General features: G+C 71.5%; 13 protein-coding genes. 5 read left to right on the forward strand and 8 right to left on the reverse strand.

Translation table 11 applies throughout. The annotated features are described in order from the left end of the window. Positions 1-18: 18 nt before the first annotated feature. Positions 19-1,212 (reverse strand): glycine C-acetyltransferase, encoded by a 1,194-nt coding sequence (locus EST92_RS10340; protein WP_129280638.1) that lies wholly within the window; start codon positions 1,210-1,212, stop codon positions 19-21. A gap of 52 nt (positions 1,213-1,264) precedes the next feature. Continuing rightward, entirely contained in the window at positions 1,265-2,293 is a 1,029-nt protein-coding gene (gene tdh / locus EST92_RS10345; protein WP_129280639.1) for an L-threonine 3-dehydrogenase, read from the reverse strand. Positions 2,294-2,808: 515 nt separating this feature from the next. Between tdh and EST92_RS10350 the strand changes: the two genes are divergently transcribed. After that, positions 2,809-4,398, forward strand: coding sequence for a S1 family peptidase (locus EST92_RS10350; protein WP_129280640.1), 1,590 nt, complete (start codon positions 2,809-2,811; stop codon positions 4,396-4,398). A 123-nt stretch (positions 4,399-4,521) separates the two neighbouring features. Here EST92_RS10350 and EST92_RS10355 read toward each other — a convergent pair whose 3' ends face one another. Beyond that, on the reverse strand, positions 4,522-5,241 hold the full coding sequence (locus EST92_RS10355) for a VOC family protein (protein ID WP_129280641.1): 720 nt from the start codon (positions 5,239-5,241) through the stop codon (positions 4,522-4,524). Positions 5,242-5,446: 205 nt separating this feature from the next. Here EST92_RS10355 and EST92_RS10360 point away from each other — a divergent pair, with 205 nt between their 5' ends. From EST92_RS10360 to EST92_RS10370, 3 genes are all read left to right on the forward strand, one after another. Then, entirely contained in the window at positions 5,447-7,861 is a 2,415-nt protein-coding gene (locus EST92_RS10360; RefSeq protein ID WP_129280642.1) for a SpoIIE family protein phosphatase, read from the forward strand. 124 nt (positions 7,862-7,985) lie between these two features. Next, positions 7,986-8,177: a hypothetical protein gene (locus EST92_RS10365; RefSeq protein WP_129247071.1), complete on the forward strand. Its 192-nt coding sequence runs from the start codon at positions 7,986-7,988 to the stop codon at positions 8,175-8,177. Positions 8,178-8,628: 451 nt separating this feature from the next. After that, the gene (locus EST92_RS10370; RefSeq protein ID WP_129280643.1) at positions 8,629-9,135 is read left to right on the forward strand and encodes a DinB family protein; all 507 of its coding nucleotides are present in this window, start codon (positions 8,629-8,631) and stop codon (positions 9,133-9,135) included. Positions 9,136-9,206: 71 nt separating this feature from the next. Here EST92_RS10370 and EST92_RS10375 read toward each other — a convergent pair whose 3' ends face one another. The 3 genes from EST92_RS10375 to EST92_RS10385 form a co-directional block, all read right to left on the reverse strand. After that, complete coding sequence (locus EST92_RS10375) at positions 9,207-10,091, reverse strand: GNAT family N-acetyltransferase (RefSeq protein ID WP_129280644.1); 885 nt, start codon at positions 10,089-10,091, stop codon at positions 9,207-9,209. Between the two features lie 134 nt (positions 10,092-10,225). Further along, positions 10,226-11,677: an amino acid permease gene (locus EST92_RS10380; protein WP_129280645.1), complete on the reverse strand. Its 1,452-nt coding sequence runs from the start codon at positions 11,675-11,677 to the stop codon at positions 10,226-10,228. Positions 11,678-11,891: 214 nt separating this feature from the next. Further along, a complete protein-coding gene (locus EST92_RS10385) occupies positions 11,892-12,848 on the reverse strand; it encodes a hypothetical protein (protein ID WP_174243977.1) in 957 nt (318 codons plus the stop codon). An 874-nt stretch (positions 12,849-13,722) separates the two neighbouring features. Between EST92_RS10385 and EST92_RS10390 the strand changes: the two genes are divergently transcribed. After that, a complete protein-coding gene (locus EST92_RS10390; RefSeq protein ID WP_254068750.1) occupies positions 13,723-14,259 on the forward strand; it encodes a winged helix-turn-helix domain-containing protein in 537 nt (178 codons plus the stop codon). Positions 14,260-14,331: 72 nt separating this feature from the next. Here EST92_RS10390 and EST92_RS32560 read toward each other — a convergent pair whose 3' ends face one another. Together EST92_RS32560 and EST92_RS10400 are read right to left on the reverse strand one after the other, a co-directional pair. After that, a complete protein-coding gene (locus EST92_RS32560; protein ID WP_275540870.1) occupies positions 14,332-14,763 on the reverse strand; it encodes a hypothetical protein in 432 nt (143 codons plus the stop codon). Between the two features lie 157 nt (positions 14,764-14,920). Next, a partial coding sequence (locus EST92_RS10400) for an enoyl-CoA hydratase/isomerase family protein (protein WP_135789046.1) occupies positions 14,921-15,902 on the reverse strand: 982 nt, incomplete at its 5' end.

Below are 15,902 nucleotides of genomic sequence, written 5' to 3' on the forward strand. Positions count from 1 at the left end.
AGCGGCCCGCGGGCCGCGTCAGCCGCCGAGCGCGGCCCTCGCGTCGACGAAGGCGTCGACCGCGCGGTTGACGTCCTCGGTGGAGTGGGCGGCGGACAGCTGCACCCGGATCCGTGCCTGGCCCTGCGGGACCACGGGGTAGGAGAAGCCGATCACGTACACCCCGCGCTCCAGGAGCAGCTCCGCCATCCGGGCCGCCTCCGCCGCGTCGCCGATCATGACGGGGGCGATGGCGTGGTCGCCGGGGAGGACGTCGAAGCCCTCCTCGGTCATCCGGGAGCGGAACAGCGCGGTGTTGGCGTGCAGCCGCTCGCGCAGCTCGCCGGCCGACTCCAGCAGGTCGAGCACCTTCAGCGAGGCGGCGGCGATCACCGGGGCGAGCGAGTTGGAGAAGAGGTACGGGCGCGAGCGCTGGCGCAGCAGGGCGACGATCTCGGCGCGGGCCGCGAGATAGCCGCCGGAGGCGCCGCCGAGGGCCTTGCCGAGGGTGCCGGTGATGATGTCGACGCGGTCCATGACGTCGTGGAGTTCGGGGGTGCCGCGGCCGCCGGGGCCGACGAAGCCGACGGCGTGCGAGTCGTCGACCATCACCATGGCACCGTGTTGCTCGGCCAGGTCGCAGATCTCCCGCAGCGGTGCCACGTAGCCGTCCATGGAGAAGACGCCGTCGGTGACGACCAGCTTGCGGCCGGCGTTCCCGGCCTCCTTCAGCTGACGCTCCAGATCGGCCAGGTCACGGTTGGCGTAGCGGAAGCGGCGGGCCTTGGACAGGCGGATGCCGTCGATGATCGAGGCGTGGTTGAGGGCGTCGGAGATGACCGCGTCGTCCGGGCCGAGCAGGGTCTCGAACACGCCGCCGTTGGCGTCGAAGCAGGAGGAGTAGAGGATCGTGTCCTCCTGGCCGAGGAAGCCGGAGATCCGCTGCTCCAGCTCCTTGTGGACCTCCTGGGTGCCGCAGATGAAGCGGACCGAGGCCAGGCCGTAGCCCCAGCGGTCCAGCGCCTCGTGCGCGGCCGCGACGACCTCGGGGTGGTCGGCGAGACCCAGGTAGTTGTTGGCGCAGAAGTTGAGGACCTCGCCGGGGTTTCCTCCCGCCGTGACCGCCACGGTGGCGGACTGCGGGGAGCCGATGACGCGCTCGGGCTTGTGCAGTCCGGCGGCGCGGATCTCTTCGAGGGTGCCGCGCAGTTCGTCGCGTACGGAGTCGAACATCAGGATTTTCTCCAGGAGTTGGGGTGGGACGGAGCCGGCCGGGAGCGGTGCGTCAGACGGTCCAGTCGAGGATGATCTTGCCGCTCTGGCCGCTGGCGGCGTCGTCGAAGGCGGCGTCGAAGTCCTGGTACGGATAGCGGCCGGTGATCACGGGCGCCAGGTCGAGACCGCCTTCGAGCAGCACGGACATCGCGTACCAGGTCTCGAACATCTCCCGGCCGTAGATGCCCTTGATGGTGAGCATGGAGGTGACGATCCGGGACCAGTCGACCGGGAACTGCTCGGCGGGCAGCCCGAGGACGGCGATCCGGCCGCCGTGCGTCATGTTGTCGATCATGTCGCGCATCGCCTCGGGCCGGCCGGACATCTCCAGTCCGATGTCGAAGCCCTCGCGCAGGCCGAGTGCGCGCTGGCCCTCGGCGATCGGCGTCTCGGCGACGTTGACGGCCAGGCTGACGCCGACCTTGCGGGCCAGGGCCAGGCGCGGCTCGCTGACGTCCGTGATCATGACGTTGCGGGCGCCGGCGTGCCGGGCGACGGCCGCGGCCATGATGCCGATCGGTCCGGCGCCGGTGATCAGTACGTCCTCGCCGACCAGCGGGAACGACAGCGCGGTGTGCACGGCGTTGCCGAACGGGTCGAAGACGGCGGCGATATCGAGGTCGACGGGGACGCGGTGCACCCAGACATTGGTGGCGGGCAGCGCCACGTACTCGGCGAAGGCACCGTCGCGGCCGACGCCGAGGCCGACGGTGGCGCGGCACAGATGACGGCGGCCGGCCAGGCAGTTGCGGCACTTCCCGCAGACCAGATGGCCCTCGCCGCTGACCAGATCGCCGGCCTTGATGTCGGCGACGTCGCGGCCGGTTTCCACCACCTCGCCGACGAACTCGTGGCCGATCGTCAGCGGGGTGTCGATCGACTGCCGGGCCCAGCCGTCCCAGGCACGGATGTGCAGATCCGTGCCGCAGATGCCGGTGCGCAGGACCTTTATCAACACATCGCCCGGACCGATGTCCGGTTCCGGTACGTCCATGAGCCGGAGCCCCGGCTCTGCCTCCTGCTTGACCAGCGCCTTCACCGCAACGGCTCCCGTACGTACGTGACCTGCCGGGGGCCCGCCCCGGCCGCCCGATCTTCGTCAGGAAATCTTCCCTACCTCGGCCTCCGGGTCCATCGAGGTTTTCTTAAGCGCGGTCACAGCTGCCCTTTACGCCCCGCTGTTTCCACGGGTCACAGGCCTCACACGGACCGCGGAAACCGCAGAAAATCAGCCATCGGACTGACCGTGCCCAGGTCAGCGGTCCGCCCGGCGCAGCCGTTCGCCGGGCGGACCGGGGCCTTCCGGTCAGGCTCCGGAAACCGCCCGCGCGTGGGCGCCGGGCTGCTCCGGACGGGCGAGACGGGCTCGGGAGTGTAAACGTTCGCCACCGCAAGCGTCGGAATTCATCACAGCTTGAGTGGCCGTGAGACCCGGGTGCACGGGGCTACGTAGGACTGAGTGCAACCACACGGGAGCTGACGCGACGCACCGCCGCCTCCCGTGTGCCTCGTTCCTGTGCGTCCCTGGAGGTCAGTCAATTGAGCCACCGACATGTGAACAAGCGGACCGGCGCCATCGCCGGCGCCGCTGCGGTCGCCATCGCGGGCGCAGCGATCCTGCTCCCCAACGCCAACGCGAGCCAGGACCAGCCGGCGGCCCCGAAGACGCTCAGCGCCCACTCGGCCACACAGCTGGCGGCGTCCCTGAAGGCGGATCTCGGGGACCAGTCCGCCGGGTGGTACCTGGACAGCGGCAACGGCCACCTGGTCATGAACGTCCTGTCGAAGGACGACGCCGCGAGCGTCGCGGCCAAGGGCGCCGTCGCCAAGGTCGTGCAGAACAGCATGACCGCGCTGAAGGCCGGTGCGAAGACGCTGCGCGACAACGCCTCGATCCCCGGCACCGCTTGGTCGATCGACCCGAAGACCAACAAGATCGTGGTGGTCGCCGACAGAACGGTCACCGGCGCGAAGATGGCCACGCTGACCAAGACCACGGGCGGCATGGGCGCCGGCATGGTCACCGTCAAGCGGTCCCAGGGCGAGTTCAAGCGGTACGACGGTGGGGAGGCGGGGAGCGCGGCCGGCGGCGGTGCCGGGCAGGCGGCGGGCGGCGCCGGGGACTCCGGCGGGGCCGCGGCGGCCGGCGGCGCGGGCAACGCGGCCTCCGGCGGCGCGGCCAACGGCGGTGCCGGCTCCGGCGGAGGCGGGCAGGCGGCGGGCGGTGCCGGCGACGCGGGTGGTGCCGGTGACGGCGGCGGACAGGCCGCGGGGCCGGTCGGCGGCAGCGCCATCTTCGGCGGCAACGCACGCTGTTCGCTGGGCTTCAACGTCACGGTCAAGGGCGCACCCGCCTTCCTGACGGCGGGTCACTGCGGTAACGACTCCAAGACCTGGACGGCCGACCAGGGCGGCAGCCAGCCGCTGGGCACGGTCGCCGACTCCAAGTTCCCGAAGACCGACTTCGCACTGGTGAAGTACGACGACGCCGCTGCCAAGCCGGAGAGCTCGGTCGACCTGGGGAACGGCAGCACCCAGAAGATCACCAAGGCCGCCGAGGCCGCCGTGGGCATGAAGGTGCAGCGCTCGGGCAGCACCACCGGCGTCCACGACGGCACCGTCACCGGCCTTGACGCGACGGTGAATTACGGCAACGGCGACATCGTCAACGGACTGATACAGACGGACGTCTGCGCGGAGCCCGGCGACAGCGGCGGCTCGATGTTCTCCGGCGACTCGGCGGTCGGCCTCACCTCGGGCGGCAGCGGCGACTGCACGCAGGGCGGCGAGACCTTCTTCCAGCCGGTGACCGACGCCCTCAAGGCCACCAAGGCGGAGATCGGCGCCGGGGACGGCGCCGGCGGTGCGAATGGCGCGGGCGGCGCCAACGGAGCCGGCGGTGCCAACGGCGCGGGCGGCGCCGACGCCGGAGCGGGAAACGCCGGTGCCGGCAGCGCCGGCGCCGGATCGCAGGACCCGGGAGCCGCCGGCGGTGCCCAGGACCCCGGTACCGGAGCCCAGGACCCGGGAGCCGGTGCGCAGGACCCCGGTACGGGAGCTCAGGACCCCGGTACGGGTGCCCAGGACCCGGGAGCCGGCGGCAGCGCTGACCCCGGTGCGGGCAGCGGTGACTCCCTGAACTGACCCCTGCGGACCCCACTGCGTCCTCGGCCCCGCGCCCTTCCGTCGTGAACGGGCGCGGGGCCGAGCGCCGTGCGGGCCGATACGCAGCGCAGGACCGATACGCGGTGCGGCGCGGCCGGGCCCTCAGGGCGACGTGATGGTGAAGAGGCCGCCGTCGGGATCGCGGACGACGGCCTGCCAGCCCCCGCTCTCGGTCGGTGTCACGGGAGTGACCGTCCCGCCGGCCGCCACCGCGGCGGCCGCCACCTTCTCGACGTCACCGACCGGGAAGTGGACATGCCAGCGGGGGCGCACCCGCGGGTCCGGGGCGGACTCCACCCCACCGCCGCGCAGGGTGGCCACGGTGTGGGTGCCGTCGCGGACGATCACCTGGTCGTGTTCGTAGGTCACGTCGCAGCCACCCGGCTTCCCGGAGGCCCAGTCGAAGACCTCCGCGTAGAAGATGGCGGCGGCGAAGGCATCGCGGGTGCGCAGTTCCAGACAGGCGGGGGCATTGCCCTGCCCCACCGACCAGGCCAGCGTCTGCCCTTCCCAGAAGCCGAAGGTGGCACCGTCGCGGTCGGCGGCGAGGGCGGCGCGCCCGGGGCCGAGCTTGAGCGGCCCGACGGCGACCGTCGCCCCGCGCTCGCGGATCCGGTCCGCGGTCTCATCGGCGTTCTCCACCGCGAAATACGACGTCCAGGCCACCGCGACCTGGAAGCTCTGGGCGAGGGCCCCGATGCCGGCAACCGGCTCCCCGTCGGCCACCGCGACGCAGAACTCCTCACCGAGAGATGCCGGGCGGAACCGCCAGCCCAGTACCGCGGAGTAGAACTTCTGGGCGGCCTCCAGATCGTGAGCCATCAGGCTGACCCAGCACGGAGCACCACGTACCGCGGTGACGGGGTCACAAGCCGACCTCACATCTGCCTCCTGTCGCTCACCACCCCTTCCCACTCTGCCAGCGACGGGGCACCGCCGCACCAAGGGCGCGTCCTCGTGCAGCGCGGTTGTGCCGGTCCTGCTCCGGCTCGATGCTGTAGATACTGAACCGGGCTGGGTTGATGCCATGAACGCATGGAACGCGGCGAAGAGTGCCGACTTCCGTGGTCCCCTCGACGTCACCAGGGCGGCCACAGCGGTTCTGGATGCCCAGGACACGGTCATCGGATGGAGTCCGACCGCCCAGGATCTGCTCGGCTACCGCCCCGAGGAGATCATCGGACGTCACCTGGAAACGCTGGTTCCGGCCGGTGACGCCTGGGCCGAGCAGTCGCCGGACGCCTCGCTGAGCACCAGCCAGTCACGTGCCGTGCGGCACCGCGACGGCCGGCTGCTGCGGATGGCGGTGGCCATCTGCGCGCTCGCCAAGGTGCCCGACGGCGCGGGCTCCCTGCCGGCCCGGGTGCTGGTGGCGGCCGAGCTGGGCGCACACCGGATGTGGGAGTCCCGCCAGGCGATGCTGCACGGCCTGGCCACCCAGTCCCCGGTGAGCCTGGGCATCTACGACACGGAGTTGCGGCTGACCTGGGCGAACACCGCGTACGTACGGGAGGTCGGACTGCCGCTGCGGGAGTTCCTCGGCGCCCGGGCCGACGAGCTGTACCCGGACGCCGAGTTCATGACCGACGGCTATCCGCGCACCCTCGACGCGGTGATGCACCAGGTCATCGACACCGGCGAACCGATCCTCGATCTGCACCTCGTCGGCCAGCTGCCCTCCGACCCGGGTGTCGATCATGTCTGGTCCTGCGCCTACTACCGGCTGCAGAACGCCCGCGGCCAGGTGCTCGGGGTGTGCGAGGACGCCTTCGACATCACCGGCCGCTACCAGGCACAACGCCGGCTGAACCTGCTGGTGGAGGCCGGTGCCCGGATCGGCACCACGCTCGACATGACCGTCACCGCGCGGGAGATCACCGAGGTGACGGTGCCGGACTTCGCGTCCCTGGTCACCGTCGATCTGGTCGGGTCCGTACTGGACGGCGAGGAGCCGGGGAGGTCCGACGGCCGCGTGCCCACCCTGATGCGGGTCGCCGCCCGCTCCGTCCACGGCGCCTCGGACGGCCCGCCGACGGGGCCGCACCGCGTCGAGTACCCGCCCGGCTCGCTCCAGTACCGCAGCCTGTCCTCGGGCGGGCTGGTGCGCGACGAGGGCGCCCTGGTCGTACCGCTGCGGGCCGGCGGCACCCCGATGGGGCTGGTCACCTTCCTCCGTGACTCCCATCCCTCGCTCTTCGACAAGGAGGAGACCGAACTCGCCGAGGAGCTGGTCATCCGCACGGCGGTCTGCCTGGACAACGCCCGCCGCTTCGCCCGGGAGCACAGGGCCGCGCTCACCCTCCAGCGCAACCTGCTGCCGCAGCATCTGCCGCCACAGTCCGCCGTCGAGCTGGCCTACCGCTATCTGCCCAGCGACGACCGGGCCGGGGTCGGCGGCGACTGGTTCGATGTGATCGGCCTGTCGGGTACCCGGGTCGGGCTGGTCGTCGGGGACGTGGTCGGCCATGGCCTGCAGGCCGCGGCGACCATGGGGCGGCTGCGGACGACCGTCCGCGCCCTGGCCCGGCTGGACCTGTCCCCCGACGAGCTGCTGAGCCGGCTGGACGATCTGGTGGGACCCACCACGGAGGGCCGGCCCGCCACGGCCGCCGGGGACGGCGGCCCGCCGGACGATGTGACCATCGGCGTGACCTGCCTGTATGCCGTCTACGACCCGGTGTCGCGGCGGTGCACCATGGCGCGGGCCGGCCATCTGCCGCCGGCCGTCGTCGCCCCGCAGCGCGGCCTGTCCTTCCCCGCTCTGCCGGCCGGCCCGCCGCTGGGCCTGGGGGGCCTGCCGTTCGAGTCCCTGGAGATCGAGCTGCCGGCCGGCAGCCTGATCGCGCTGTTCACGGACGGGCTGGTCGAGGCCCGCGACCGGGACGTCGACCAAGGGCTGGAGATCCTGGGCCGGGTGCTGAGCGAGCACGACCGGCCGCTGGACGAGCTCTGCGACCGGGCGCTGGACGCGCTGCTGCCGGACGGGCCGGCCGCCGACGACTCGGCGCTGCTGCTGGTGCGCACCCGCGAGCTGGACGCCCGGCAGGTGGCGGCCTGGGAGCTGCCCACGGAGCCCGCGGCCGCGGGCCAAGCCCGCGAGCTGGCCACCCGGCAGCTCGCGGAGTGGGGCCTGGAAGAGCTGTCCTACACGACCGAACTTGTGGTCAGCGAGCTGGTGACGAACGCCGTACGGCATGCGTCCGGGCCGCTGCACCTGCGGCTGCTGCGCGATCAGACCCTGCTGACCGAGGTGTCCGACACCGGTCATACCTCGCCCCACCTGCGGTACAGCGCCAGTGACGACGAGGGCGGACGGGGGCTGTTCATCGTCGCGCAGCTGGTGCAGCGCTGGGGCACGCGCTACACGCCGTACGGCAAGACGATCTGGACCGAGCAGGCGTTCCCGCCGCGGTATCCGGGGGCTCCGCGGCCGGACGGCTGACCGGCCGCGGCGGTCCGGGGCCCCGGACCGGCCCGGCGCACATCGTGCGGGTGTTCGGAGGCGGTCCCATGATGGAACCAAGCGAGGTCCCGGCGACCCGGCGGGCGCGGACAGAGGAGGACCTGTGACGACCAATGGCAGGGAGAAGTCGGCCGAGCGGCGGCCGGCCGAGCTGTACACCGGTAGCGAGCGGCCCTACGACCCGGAGGACCTGGTGAAGGCGTCCGGGCGCGAACCCACCCCCGCGAGCCTGGAATGGGCCAGGCGCCTGATCGCCGAGGAAGGTCCCGGCGCCATCGAGCGGTATCTGCCGTGACGGCCGACGACTGAGGCCGGGGCCGGGAGCGGCCGGGCGGCCCGTTCCGCGGTGGGGTGTGCCGTGGGCGCACCGTCCGCGGAACGGGCCGCCCGCCGGTTCCGGGGCCGTTCACGGACTCCGGGCAGTCCGGTACGAGCGAGCGGCCGGTTCCGGCGCCGTCATGGACCCGGTACGCGTCATCCGCCGCCCCCGGGAGGCGCGACCTGCCGTGCACCGCCCGCCGTCCCGCCGGCTCCCGTAAACACCTTGCGGCGGCCCGCGGCAGCCGCAAAGATCCTCTCGACCGCCGCCTGCCCGCGCCCGGGACTCTCGTCCTGCCGCCCTGGCCACCGCACTTCCGCCAGGTCCGGCCCCCCGCAGACGGCGCGCAGCACCGTGATCCCCTCAGCACCCCGACACCCCACCGGCCGTGCCCTGCCCGGGAACGCGCCGCGGAAAGGAACCCACCGTGACCACCGAACGCATCGCCCCGCCCGTACGCGCCGGCGAGCGGGAGACCCTGCGCTCCTTTCTGGACTTCCACCGGGCCACGCTCGCCATGAAGACCGACGGCCTGTCCGACGAGGACCTCAGACGCCGATCGAGCCCGCCGTCCACGCTCTCCCTGCTCGGTCTGGTGCGGCACATGGCCGAGGTGGAACGCAGCTGGTTCCGGCGGGTGATCAACGGCGAGGACCTCCCGCTGGTCTGGTCGGCCGAGGGCGACTACCAGGTGGCGTACGACGCGAGCACGGCCACCCGCGCGGAGGCGTTCGACGCCTGGCAGACCGAGGTGGCCCACGCCCGCCGGATCGAGCGGGCGGCCGCCTCGCTCGACGTCACGGGCTACCAGCCCCGCTGGGACGAGCATGTCTCGCTGCGCCTGGTGATGCTGCATCTGATCCACGAGTACGCCCGCCACAACGGCCATGCGGACTTCCTGCGCGAGGCCATCGACGGCACGGTCGGCGCATGACGGACCGTCGGTTTCCCCGCCCGGCGCCGGACCGGGCGGGGAAACCGACGACTGCCCTGGCCCGGCCCGGCCTAGCCGAGTTCCAGGCTGGTGACCGCGAAGGTGCGCTCCTGGTCCGCCGGCGGGACGGGGCCGGTGTACATCCGGACGGTGTGCGACTGCGGGGTCAGGCCGCGGGTGGTGGCCAGGGTGCGGGCGGCGTGCCGGGGGCCGGGGATGTCGAGGAAGACCTCGGCTGCCGGGCCGGCGGTCGCGGCGAGGGCGTCGAAGAGGGCCGCCGCGGCCTCGGTGGTGTCGGCGAAGAGCGGGCCGATGCGATGGCCGGTGCGGGCCGGACGGATCACCCCGTAGCCGGCGACCGCTCCGTCGCGCAGAAATACGCGGGCGGTGTGGCCGGGGGCGGTCAGCCAACGGGTGACGAAGGCACGGCGGTCGGCGGGGAAGCAGCGCCGGTCGTAGCCGGCCACCGCGTCGAGGTGCGCACCGGTGACGGGGACGACCTCCGGCGGCGGTGTGCCGGGGCCGGCGGGGCGTCCGCCGTAGCGGATGGTCTCGTACGCCGGGGTGAACCCGGCCCGCTCGTAGGTGTGTTGCTGGGCGGGGACGGCGTCGAGGCCCACGGTCCGGGCACCGGCGTGCGGGAGGGCGGCGCGCCAGGTGGCGAGCCCCAGGCCCTGCCGGCGGTGGTCGGGGTGGACGAGGTAGTAGCCGAGAAACGCGTAGGTGTCGGAGTAGTTGACGACCGAAACGGCGGAGACGGTCCGGCCGTCGCGGCGTCCCACGAAGAAGCCCGCGGGGTCGGTGGGGTGGAAGCAGGCGGTGTCGCCGCGTCCGGGGTTCCACTCCTCGTCGGCGGCCCATTGGGCGACCTGGTGCCAGTCGTCCAACGCGGCGGTGGTGACGGTGAGTTCGCCGGTGACGGGCTGCGGGTCCGGTGCGTTTCCGAGCGTGGGCATACCGGGGGTTCGTCCCTTCTGGTGGGGTCAGGGGGCGAGCGAACAGGGGGTGTTGCAGGGCCGGTGACGGTGAGCGGAGCGGGCCGGCCACGTAAGCGGCCGGCCCGCCCTGTGCACCACGGGGGGGTCCGGCCCTAGATGAGGTCCATCGCGGCGACCTCGTCGGGACGGCCGTAGCTGACCGGCCCCTGGAAGCGCCCTCGGGCGGTGGCGAACCACCACACGGTGGCGATGATCAGCACCACGGCCAGCGCGACGGGCGCGTAGTTGAACGAGGCGGGGGTGATCGGGTACGCCTGCGGCAGCATGAACAGCACGTTGCTGACCAGGATCCAGACCACCGCGATCGCCGCGACGGGCTTGCCGTAGCGCCCCAGGTTCCACGGCCCGGCCTGGAAGTCGTCGAGCCGCAGCCGCAGGAAGATGGGCACCGCATAGGCGAGGAACAGTCCGACGACGTTGACGCTCACCACGGCGGTGAAGGCGGTGTGGGACCACCAGCCGGGCAGCACCAGCACCAGGGGGCAGGCCGCGGCGAGCCAGACGGCCTTGACGGGGGTGCGGGTCCGCTCGGACACCGAATGCCACCAGCGGGAGCCGGGCATCGCACCGTCCCGGGAGAAGGCGAAGATCTGCCGCGTATTGCTGGTCATGTTGGCCAGACCGCAGAACAGCATGGCCCCGATAACGATCAACAGCAGGAACTTCGCGGTGCCCTGTCCCAGCGCGTCGATCAGAATCTGCACGGGCGGTGCGTCGGCACTCGCGGCATGCCCGTAGTCACGGATCGCGTACACCAACGCGAGCATGAGGATCAGTCCGGTGAGCGCGGAGTAGCTGATCGCGCGCATGATGCCGCGGGGCGCGTTGACGGTTGCCTTCACCGTTTCTTCGGACATGTGGAAACTGCCGTCGAAACCCGTGAAGGTCCAGCTCGTGACGAGCAGGCCCAGCATTCCGCCGTACACCGCATGCGTGAAGCCGGTGTTGTTGACGAAGTGCAGTGCGAACGAAGGCGACTGATGGTCGGTCGGGATCACGGTCAGGGCGCCGACGATCACCACCATGCCGATCAGCAGCCACCACACGGAAATGCGGTTCACCACCGCAACCAGCTGCACCGTATAGGCGTTGGCCAGCGCCTGGAGAAGAAGGATGGCCGCGGTGAGGCCGACGGTTTCCTGGGGCGTCGGCTGGTAGTCCGGCCACTGCATGGCGAGGAATGCCTGGATGAACGTGGCGGCGGCGAAGTTGGTGGCGGCGGTGCCGCCGACCTGGCCGACGAAGTTCAGCCAGCCCGTGTACCAGGACCACGCGCCCTGGTGGCGCTTGGCCAGCTTGCCGGCCGAGAAGTAGAGCGCACCGCTGGTCGGATAGGCGGAGGCGATCTCGCCCATCGCGGCGCCGACGAACAGCACCATGACCGAGACGCCGATCCAGCCGAAGATCAGGACCAGCGGCCCGCCGGCGTTCATCCCGAAGCCGAAGGAAGAGAAGATTCCGGAAATAATGTTGATGATGGTGAAGGAGATGGCGAAATTGTCGAACGCGCGGAATCTGCGGGTGAGTTTCCGCGGATAGCCCATGGCGTGGAGCGTGGCGTCATCGTCGAGAGTGACGGAATCTGCCGCGTGGGGGGATTTCGAGCGAGGTGGCGACGTACGCTCGGACACAACCGCACCTTTCTGGGGTACCGGGGAATGTGTGGGGGTGAGTTGATCGAACGGTTGGAACGGAATGAAGCGGTCCCGCGCGACGATGAGACGATGAATCCAGCGCGCCCGGACACTTTTTTGTGCATCAGCCGTCGTGCGGCACGGGAAGCCCGCAGGAACGTCTGGCCTTGGTCAATTGATCCTCGGGATCACCGAATGCACTCCAGGGCATGCGCGAGGCATACGGCCCCATGGCCGTGAAGACTTCGCGCGCCTCGAATTCGCGATTCGCCATGAACAGCGCATGTGCCAGATACGCCAGATCCAGCACCGGCGTGAAACGGTAATCGGCAACCCTGGGGAACCAGTTGCGGTAGATGCCCGTGGCGGTGGTGATCCACTGGGGCTGCTCCCATGTGCGGTCCGCGAGCAGCGCGGACGGGTTGTAGTCCTCGACCAGCGCCACCAGCGGCAGCAGCCGCAGCGACGAGTCGACCGGGGCCCGCTGGCTCAGGAACGCGGCAACGTCCCAGCTCGCGCTGGACGAACCGCCGTAGCGGGTGAAGAAGAACGACAGAAACCGATGGTGTGCCTCCCGGTGCCAGGGAGCCAGCCGGAGGATGTGGGCGAAGAGGTACCAGGGGCCGGGCGGCGCGGTCAGCAGCCCCTGCGGCGCCGGGTCCCGCGGGCGGTCCAGGCGGGTCAGCGCCAGCTGGGCGACCCACGGGGTGGGGTCGTCGGGGAGCAGCTTCGCGGCCCGCTCGCACGCCGTCTGCGCTATCCGCGCCAGGACGCCCTGGCGCCGGTCGCCGGCGTCGGCCATGCGCAGCGCGCGGAGCATCGCCACCCGGGCCCACAGCAACGCCGCCTCCGGGCCGGGCTCTTCGGCCAGCCAGCGTTCCGCCAGGTCGGAGTCGGCCGCCACGGACGCCAGCACCAGCGACCGGTGGGCCCGCACCTCGAAATCCTCCCGCGCTTCCCGCAGCACCTCGTGCGCGCTCAAGTACCGTCCCGTACTGACGTCCATACACGCGTGCGCCAGCGCCCGGTCATTGGCTGCTGGACTCCACACGTACTGTCCCTCGAATGAGCCGGCCGCCATGGTCCCCTCCCGGTCACGAAGGCGTCATCCCCCATCGCATTCCAGCTGTGCCGAATTCAGCTGGATCGCCGCCACTGGTCAGGTGACAGCGGCCACACCCTACTCATTCTCAACTCCGCGCGAAAACAAGCCGCCTGGAATATCTGGTTCCGCACCTTTTAGTCTGCGATGAAATTGAAACAGAAACAACTTCTCGGGAGGTCCTCCCGAACCTCTCCACTTTGACGCACCGTTAGTTACAGGGCATTAATTTGGCATATTCACACGTTCACGCAACCTCCACAACTGAACATCGATGCTTATTACCCCTCCGTATCGCACCTGACAAGAGGGCACCGTGCAGTTCGGCCCACAGGGGCCGGGCCTCGACTCCCTCCGCCCCCCCGCAGACCCGACGCGCGCCGGGGAACGCCGCCGAGGCGGCGCGCACGAAAGGATCTCGACACCCCCCCCCACGGATCCCGGCCGGTCCGCACGACCCTCCCCACCACGCCGGACGGGGCGGCGCGGCAGGCCGTCTCACCCAACGAGACGGGCCGTCAACCCAGTTGGCGCCACGAATCACAAAGTCGGCTCAAGAGCAACCGAATTCGCGGAAGCTACTTTCCGGAACTGCTCGATCACATGTAGCGTTCATCCGGACCGGAAGCCGTGACTTCGCACCACGTCATGGCTGGGTACGGGCATGGGCGCGAGCGTTCTCGCGGTACGAACGGAGCGATCGCCCCCGCTGGGCGCACCTCTGTGCAGACGCGCCCGGTCGCCGCACCACCCGTCCGCGGCGCGATCGCTGCGTCACCTCAGCACCCTGAACGTCGAGCACCGCCCTGTCTGTCCGTACACGCCTGCTTTGCAAGAGGAATGGGCCCAGATCATGTTTATGAACTCCCCGACGACCCCGCTTGCGTTACGACAGGAGGCCGGCCCCGGGCAGCCGCCCACAACCGGGCCGGGCGACGAGCCGCCGCTGGCGGTCGACCGGCTCCCCGACGGCACGTGGCAACTGACCCTGCACGACCTGGAACCCGTCTCGGTGCACCGGCTGCCGTCGGACGAGGTCCACATCATCCTGGCGCCCCCGCGCGAGGAGCCCGCCCCCGACGCCTCCCCTGCCGGCCGGCCCCGGCCGGAGCCGATCCGGATCGACACCGCGGCCCGCACCGTCTTCGCCCGAGGCCGCCAGCTGGAGCTGCCCAGGCTGGAATTCGATCTACTGGCCCACCTGGTGCGGCATCCCCAGCGCACCTTCACCCGGGAGCAGTTGATGGCCGCCGTCTGGCCCAGCTGCCAGTCCAGCAACCGTACGGTCGACGTCCACATCGCGCGGGTGCGCCGGCGGCTGGGGCCCGGCCCGCGCGACGCCATCACCACGGTGTTCGGCATCGGCTACAAGTACCAGCCCGCTCCATAGGTCCACTGCCGCACCGGCGCACGGCACAGGGCCGGTGGCCGACGGGTGTCGGTCACCGGCCCCGGGCGCACCTCAGCAGACCGGCAGCGGGTCGGTCTCGCTGGAGATGTCGGTGTCCTTCATCCAGCCCCACGCCCCGTTGTCGGCCTGGGTCCACTCCCACCGGTTCGGGTGCGGGCCGCCGACGTGACCGCCGTTGTCGCTGCGGCAGACGAACCAGGACGGGTTGGAGTTCATGTAGCCGACGACCGTCGTACTGCCGGGCTGGTAGACGGGCGCCCCACTCCTGTTGTTGCACCACCAGTGGCTGCCGCTGTACCAGCAGGCGTTGGCCAGGCCGTGCGTGGCGTGGTGGGCGCCGGCGGCGGGACGGGCCTTGACCGGTCCGTGGGCCGCCGGGGCCGGCGGGCCGTCGGCCCGGGTGGCGGCAACGGACGTACCGGACAGGGCGAGTGCCGCGGCCGCGGCCCCCATCACGGCGACGGCGGAGATCCTGCGGATCATGTGGGTTCCTTCCCCCGGAAATGTTCCGTGTGGTCCGAGCCCGGACGAGTGCCCGCGCTCGGGCTCCACCATGGCGGGGGCCGGCCCCTGCGGCGAGGCGTTTCGGTGCTCGCCGAAAAGGTCGGGGTATATCCGCTCATGACCGGGCAGGAGTGCCTCATGTCCCGGCAGGCGCTGCGGAGTTCAGATGCGCGGGGGTGCCGGCCGGCTCCTTGCGCACGAAGGCCCGGCGCAGCGCGTGATAGGGCTGCTCCGGGTCGAAGAAGATGCGGTGCATACGCGCCAGTTCGTCGTCCCGGTACGCGGCGAGCGGCCGGTCGGCCTCGTCGCGTTCCCGGTCGGCCTTCTTCGCGGCGATCCGGGCCTGGGTCGAGGCCGCCGACGCCAGCCGGACGGCGAGGCGGGCGGTCCGCGCGGCGAACTCCTGCGCGGCACAGTCGAGGATCCGGTCGACCAGGCCGAGCCGCGCCCCGGTCGCCGCGGTGAGGGGCAGGGCACGGGTGGTGAGCTGCTCGGCGACCTCGGGACCCGTACGGCGGGGCAGGGTGTAGGTCCAGAACTCCGAGCCGTAGAGCCCCATCAGCCGGTAGTGGGGGTTGAGCACGACGGAGGAGCGGCACCACACCTCGTCCGCGGCGAGGGCCAGCATCGCCCCGCCGGCTGCGGCGTTGCCGCCGAGCGCGGCGACCACCAGCCGGTCGGTGGTGGTGAGGACGGCCTGCACCAGATCGTCCATGGCCTGGATATTGGCCCAGGACTCCTCGGCGGGGTCGTCGGCGGCCTCGATGACGTGCAGATGGATGCCGTTGGAGAAGAAGTCCCGGCGGCCACCGAGGACCAGGACGGACGTCGGCCGGGTGCAGGCGTGGCGGTAGGCGGCGAGCAGGCGCCGGCAGTGGTCGGTGCTCATCGCGCCACCGGGGAAGGAGAACTCCAGGAAGCCGGCCGGGCCGTCCTCGCGGTAGCGGATGTCGGCCCAGGTGCGGGGGCCGTCGTCGGGGCCGAGCGGGGCCGGGACCTCGGGGAGCGGCGGGAGGCGGTCGCCGAGCGCCAGAGTGGCGGGCAGCTTGAGGGGGCCGGCCTCCTCTCGTAACGCAAGCGGGGGCGTCGGGGGGGTCATAAACATGATCTGGGCCCAT

The sequence above is a fragment of the Streptomyces sp. TM32 genome (genome assembly GCF_004122755.1).
Lineage (GTDB): Bacteria > Actinomycetota > Actinomycetes > Streptomycetales > Streptomycetaceae > Streptomyces > Streptomyces sioyaensis.

What these genes read in the sequence shown, in the direction of transcription:
- EST92_RS10340 (WP_129280638.1), bottom strand. Translation starts at nt 1,212, where the DNA reads ATGTTCGACTCCGTACGCGACGAACTGCGCGGCACCCTCGAAGAGATC.
- EST92_RS10355 (WP_129280641.1), bottom strand. Translation starts at nt 5,241, where the DNA reads ATGGCTCACGATCTGGAGGCCGCCCAGAAGTTCTACTCCGCGGTACTG.
- EST92_RS10360 (WP_129280642.1), top strand. Translation starts at nt 5,447, where the DNA reads ATGAACGCATGGAACGCGGCGAAGAGTGCCGACTTCCGTGGTCCCCTC.
- EST92_RS10375 (WP_129280644.1), bottom strand. Translation starts at nt 10,091, where the DNA reads ATGCCCACGCTCGGAAACGCACCGGACCCGCAGCCCGTCACCGGCGAA.
- EST92_RS10380 (WP_129280645.1), bottom strand. Translation starts at nt 11,677, where the DNA reads ATGGGCTATCCGCGGAAACTCACCCGCAGATTCCGCGCGTTCGACAAT.
- EST92_RS10385 (WP_174243977.1), bottom strand. Translation starts at nt 12,848, where the DNA reads ATGGCGGCCGGCTCATTCGAGGGACAGTACGTGTGGAGTCCAGCAGCC.
- EST92_RS10390 (WP_254068750.1), top strand. Translation starts at nt 13,723, where the DNA reads ATGTTTATGAACTCCCCGACGACCCCGCTTGCGTTACGACAGGAGGCC.
- EST92_RS32560 (WP_275540870.1), bottom strand. Translation starts at nt 14,763, where the DNA reads ATGATCCGCAGGATCTCCGCCGTCGCCGTGATGGGGGCCGCGGCCGCG.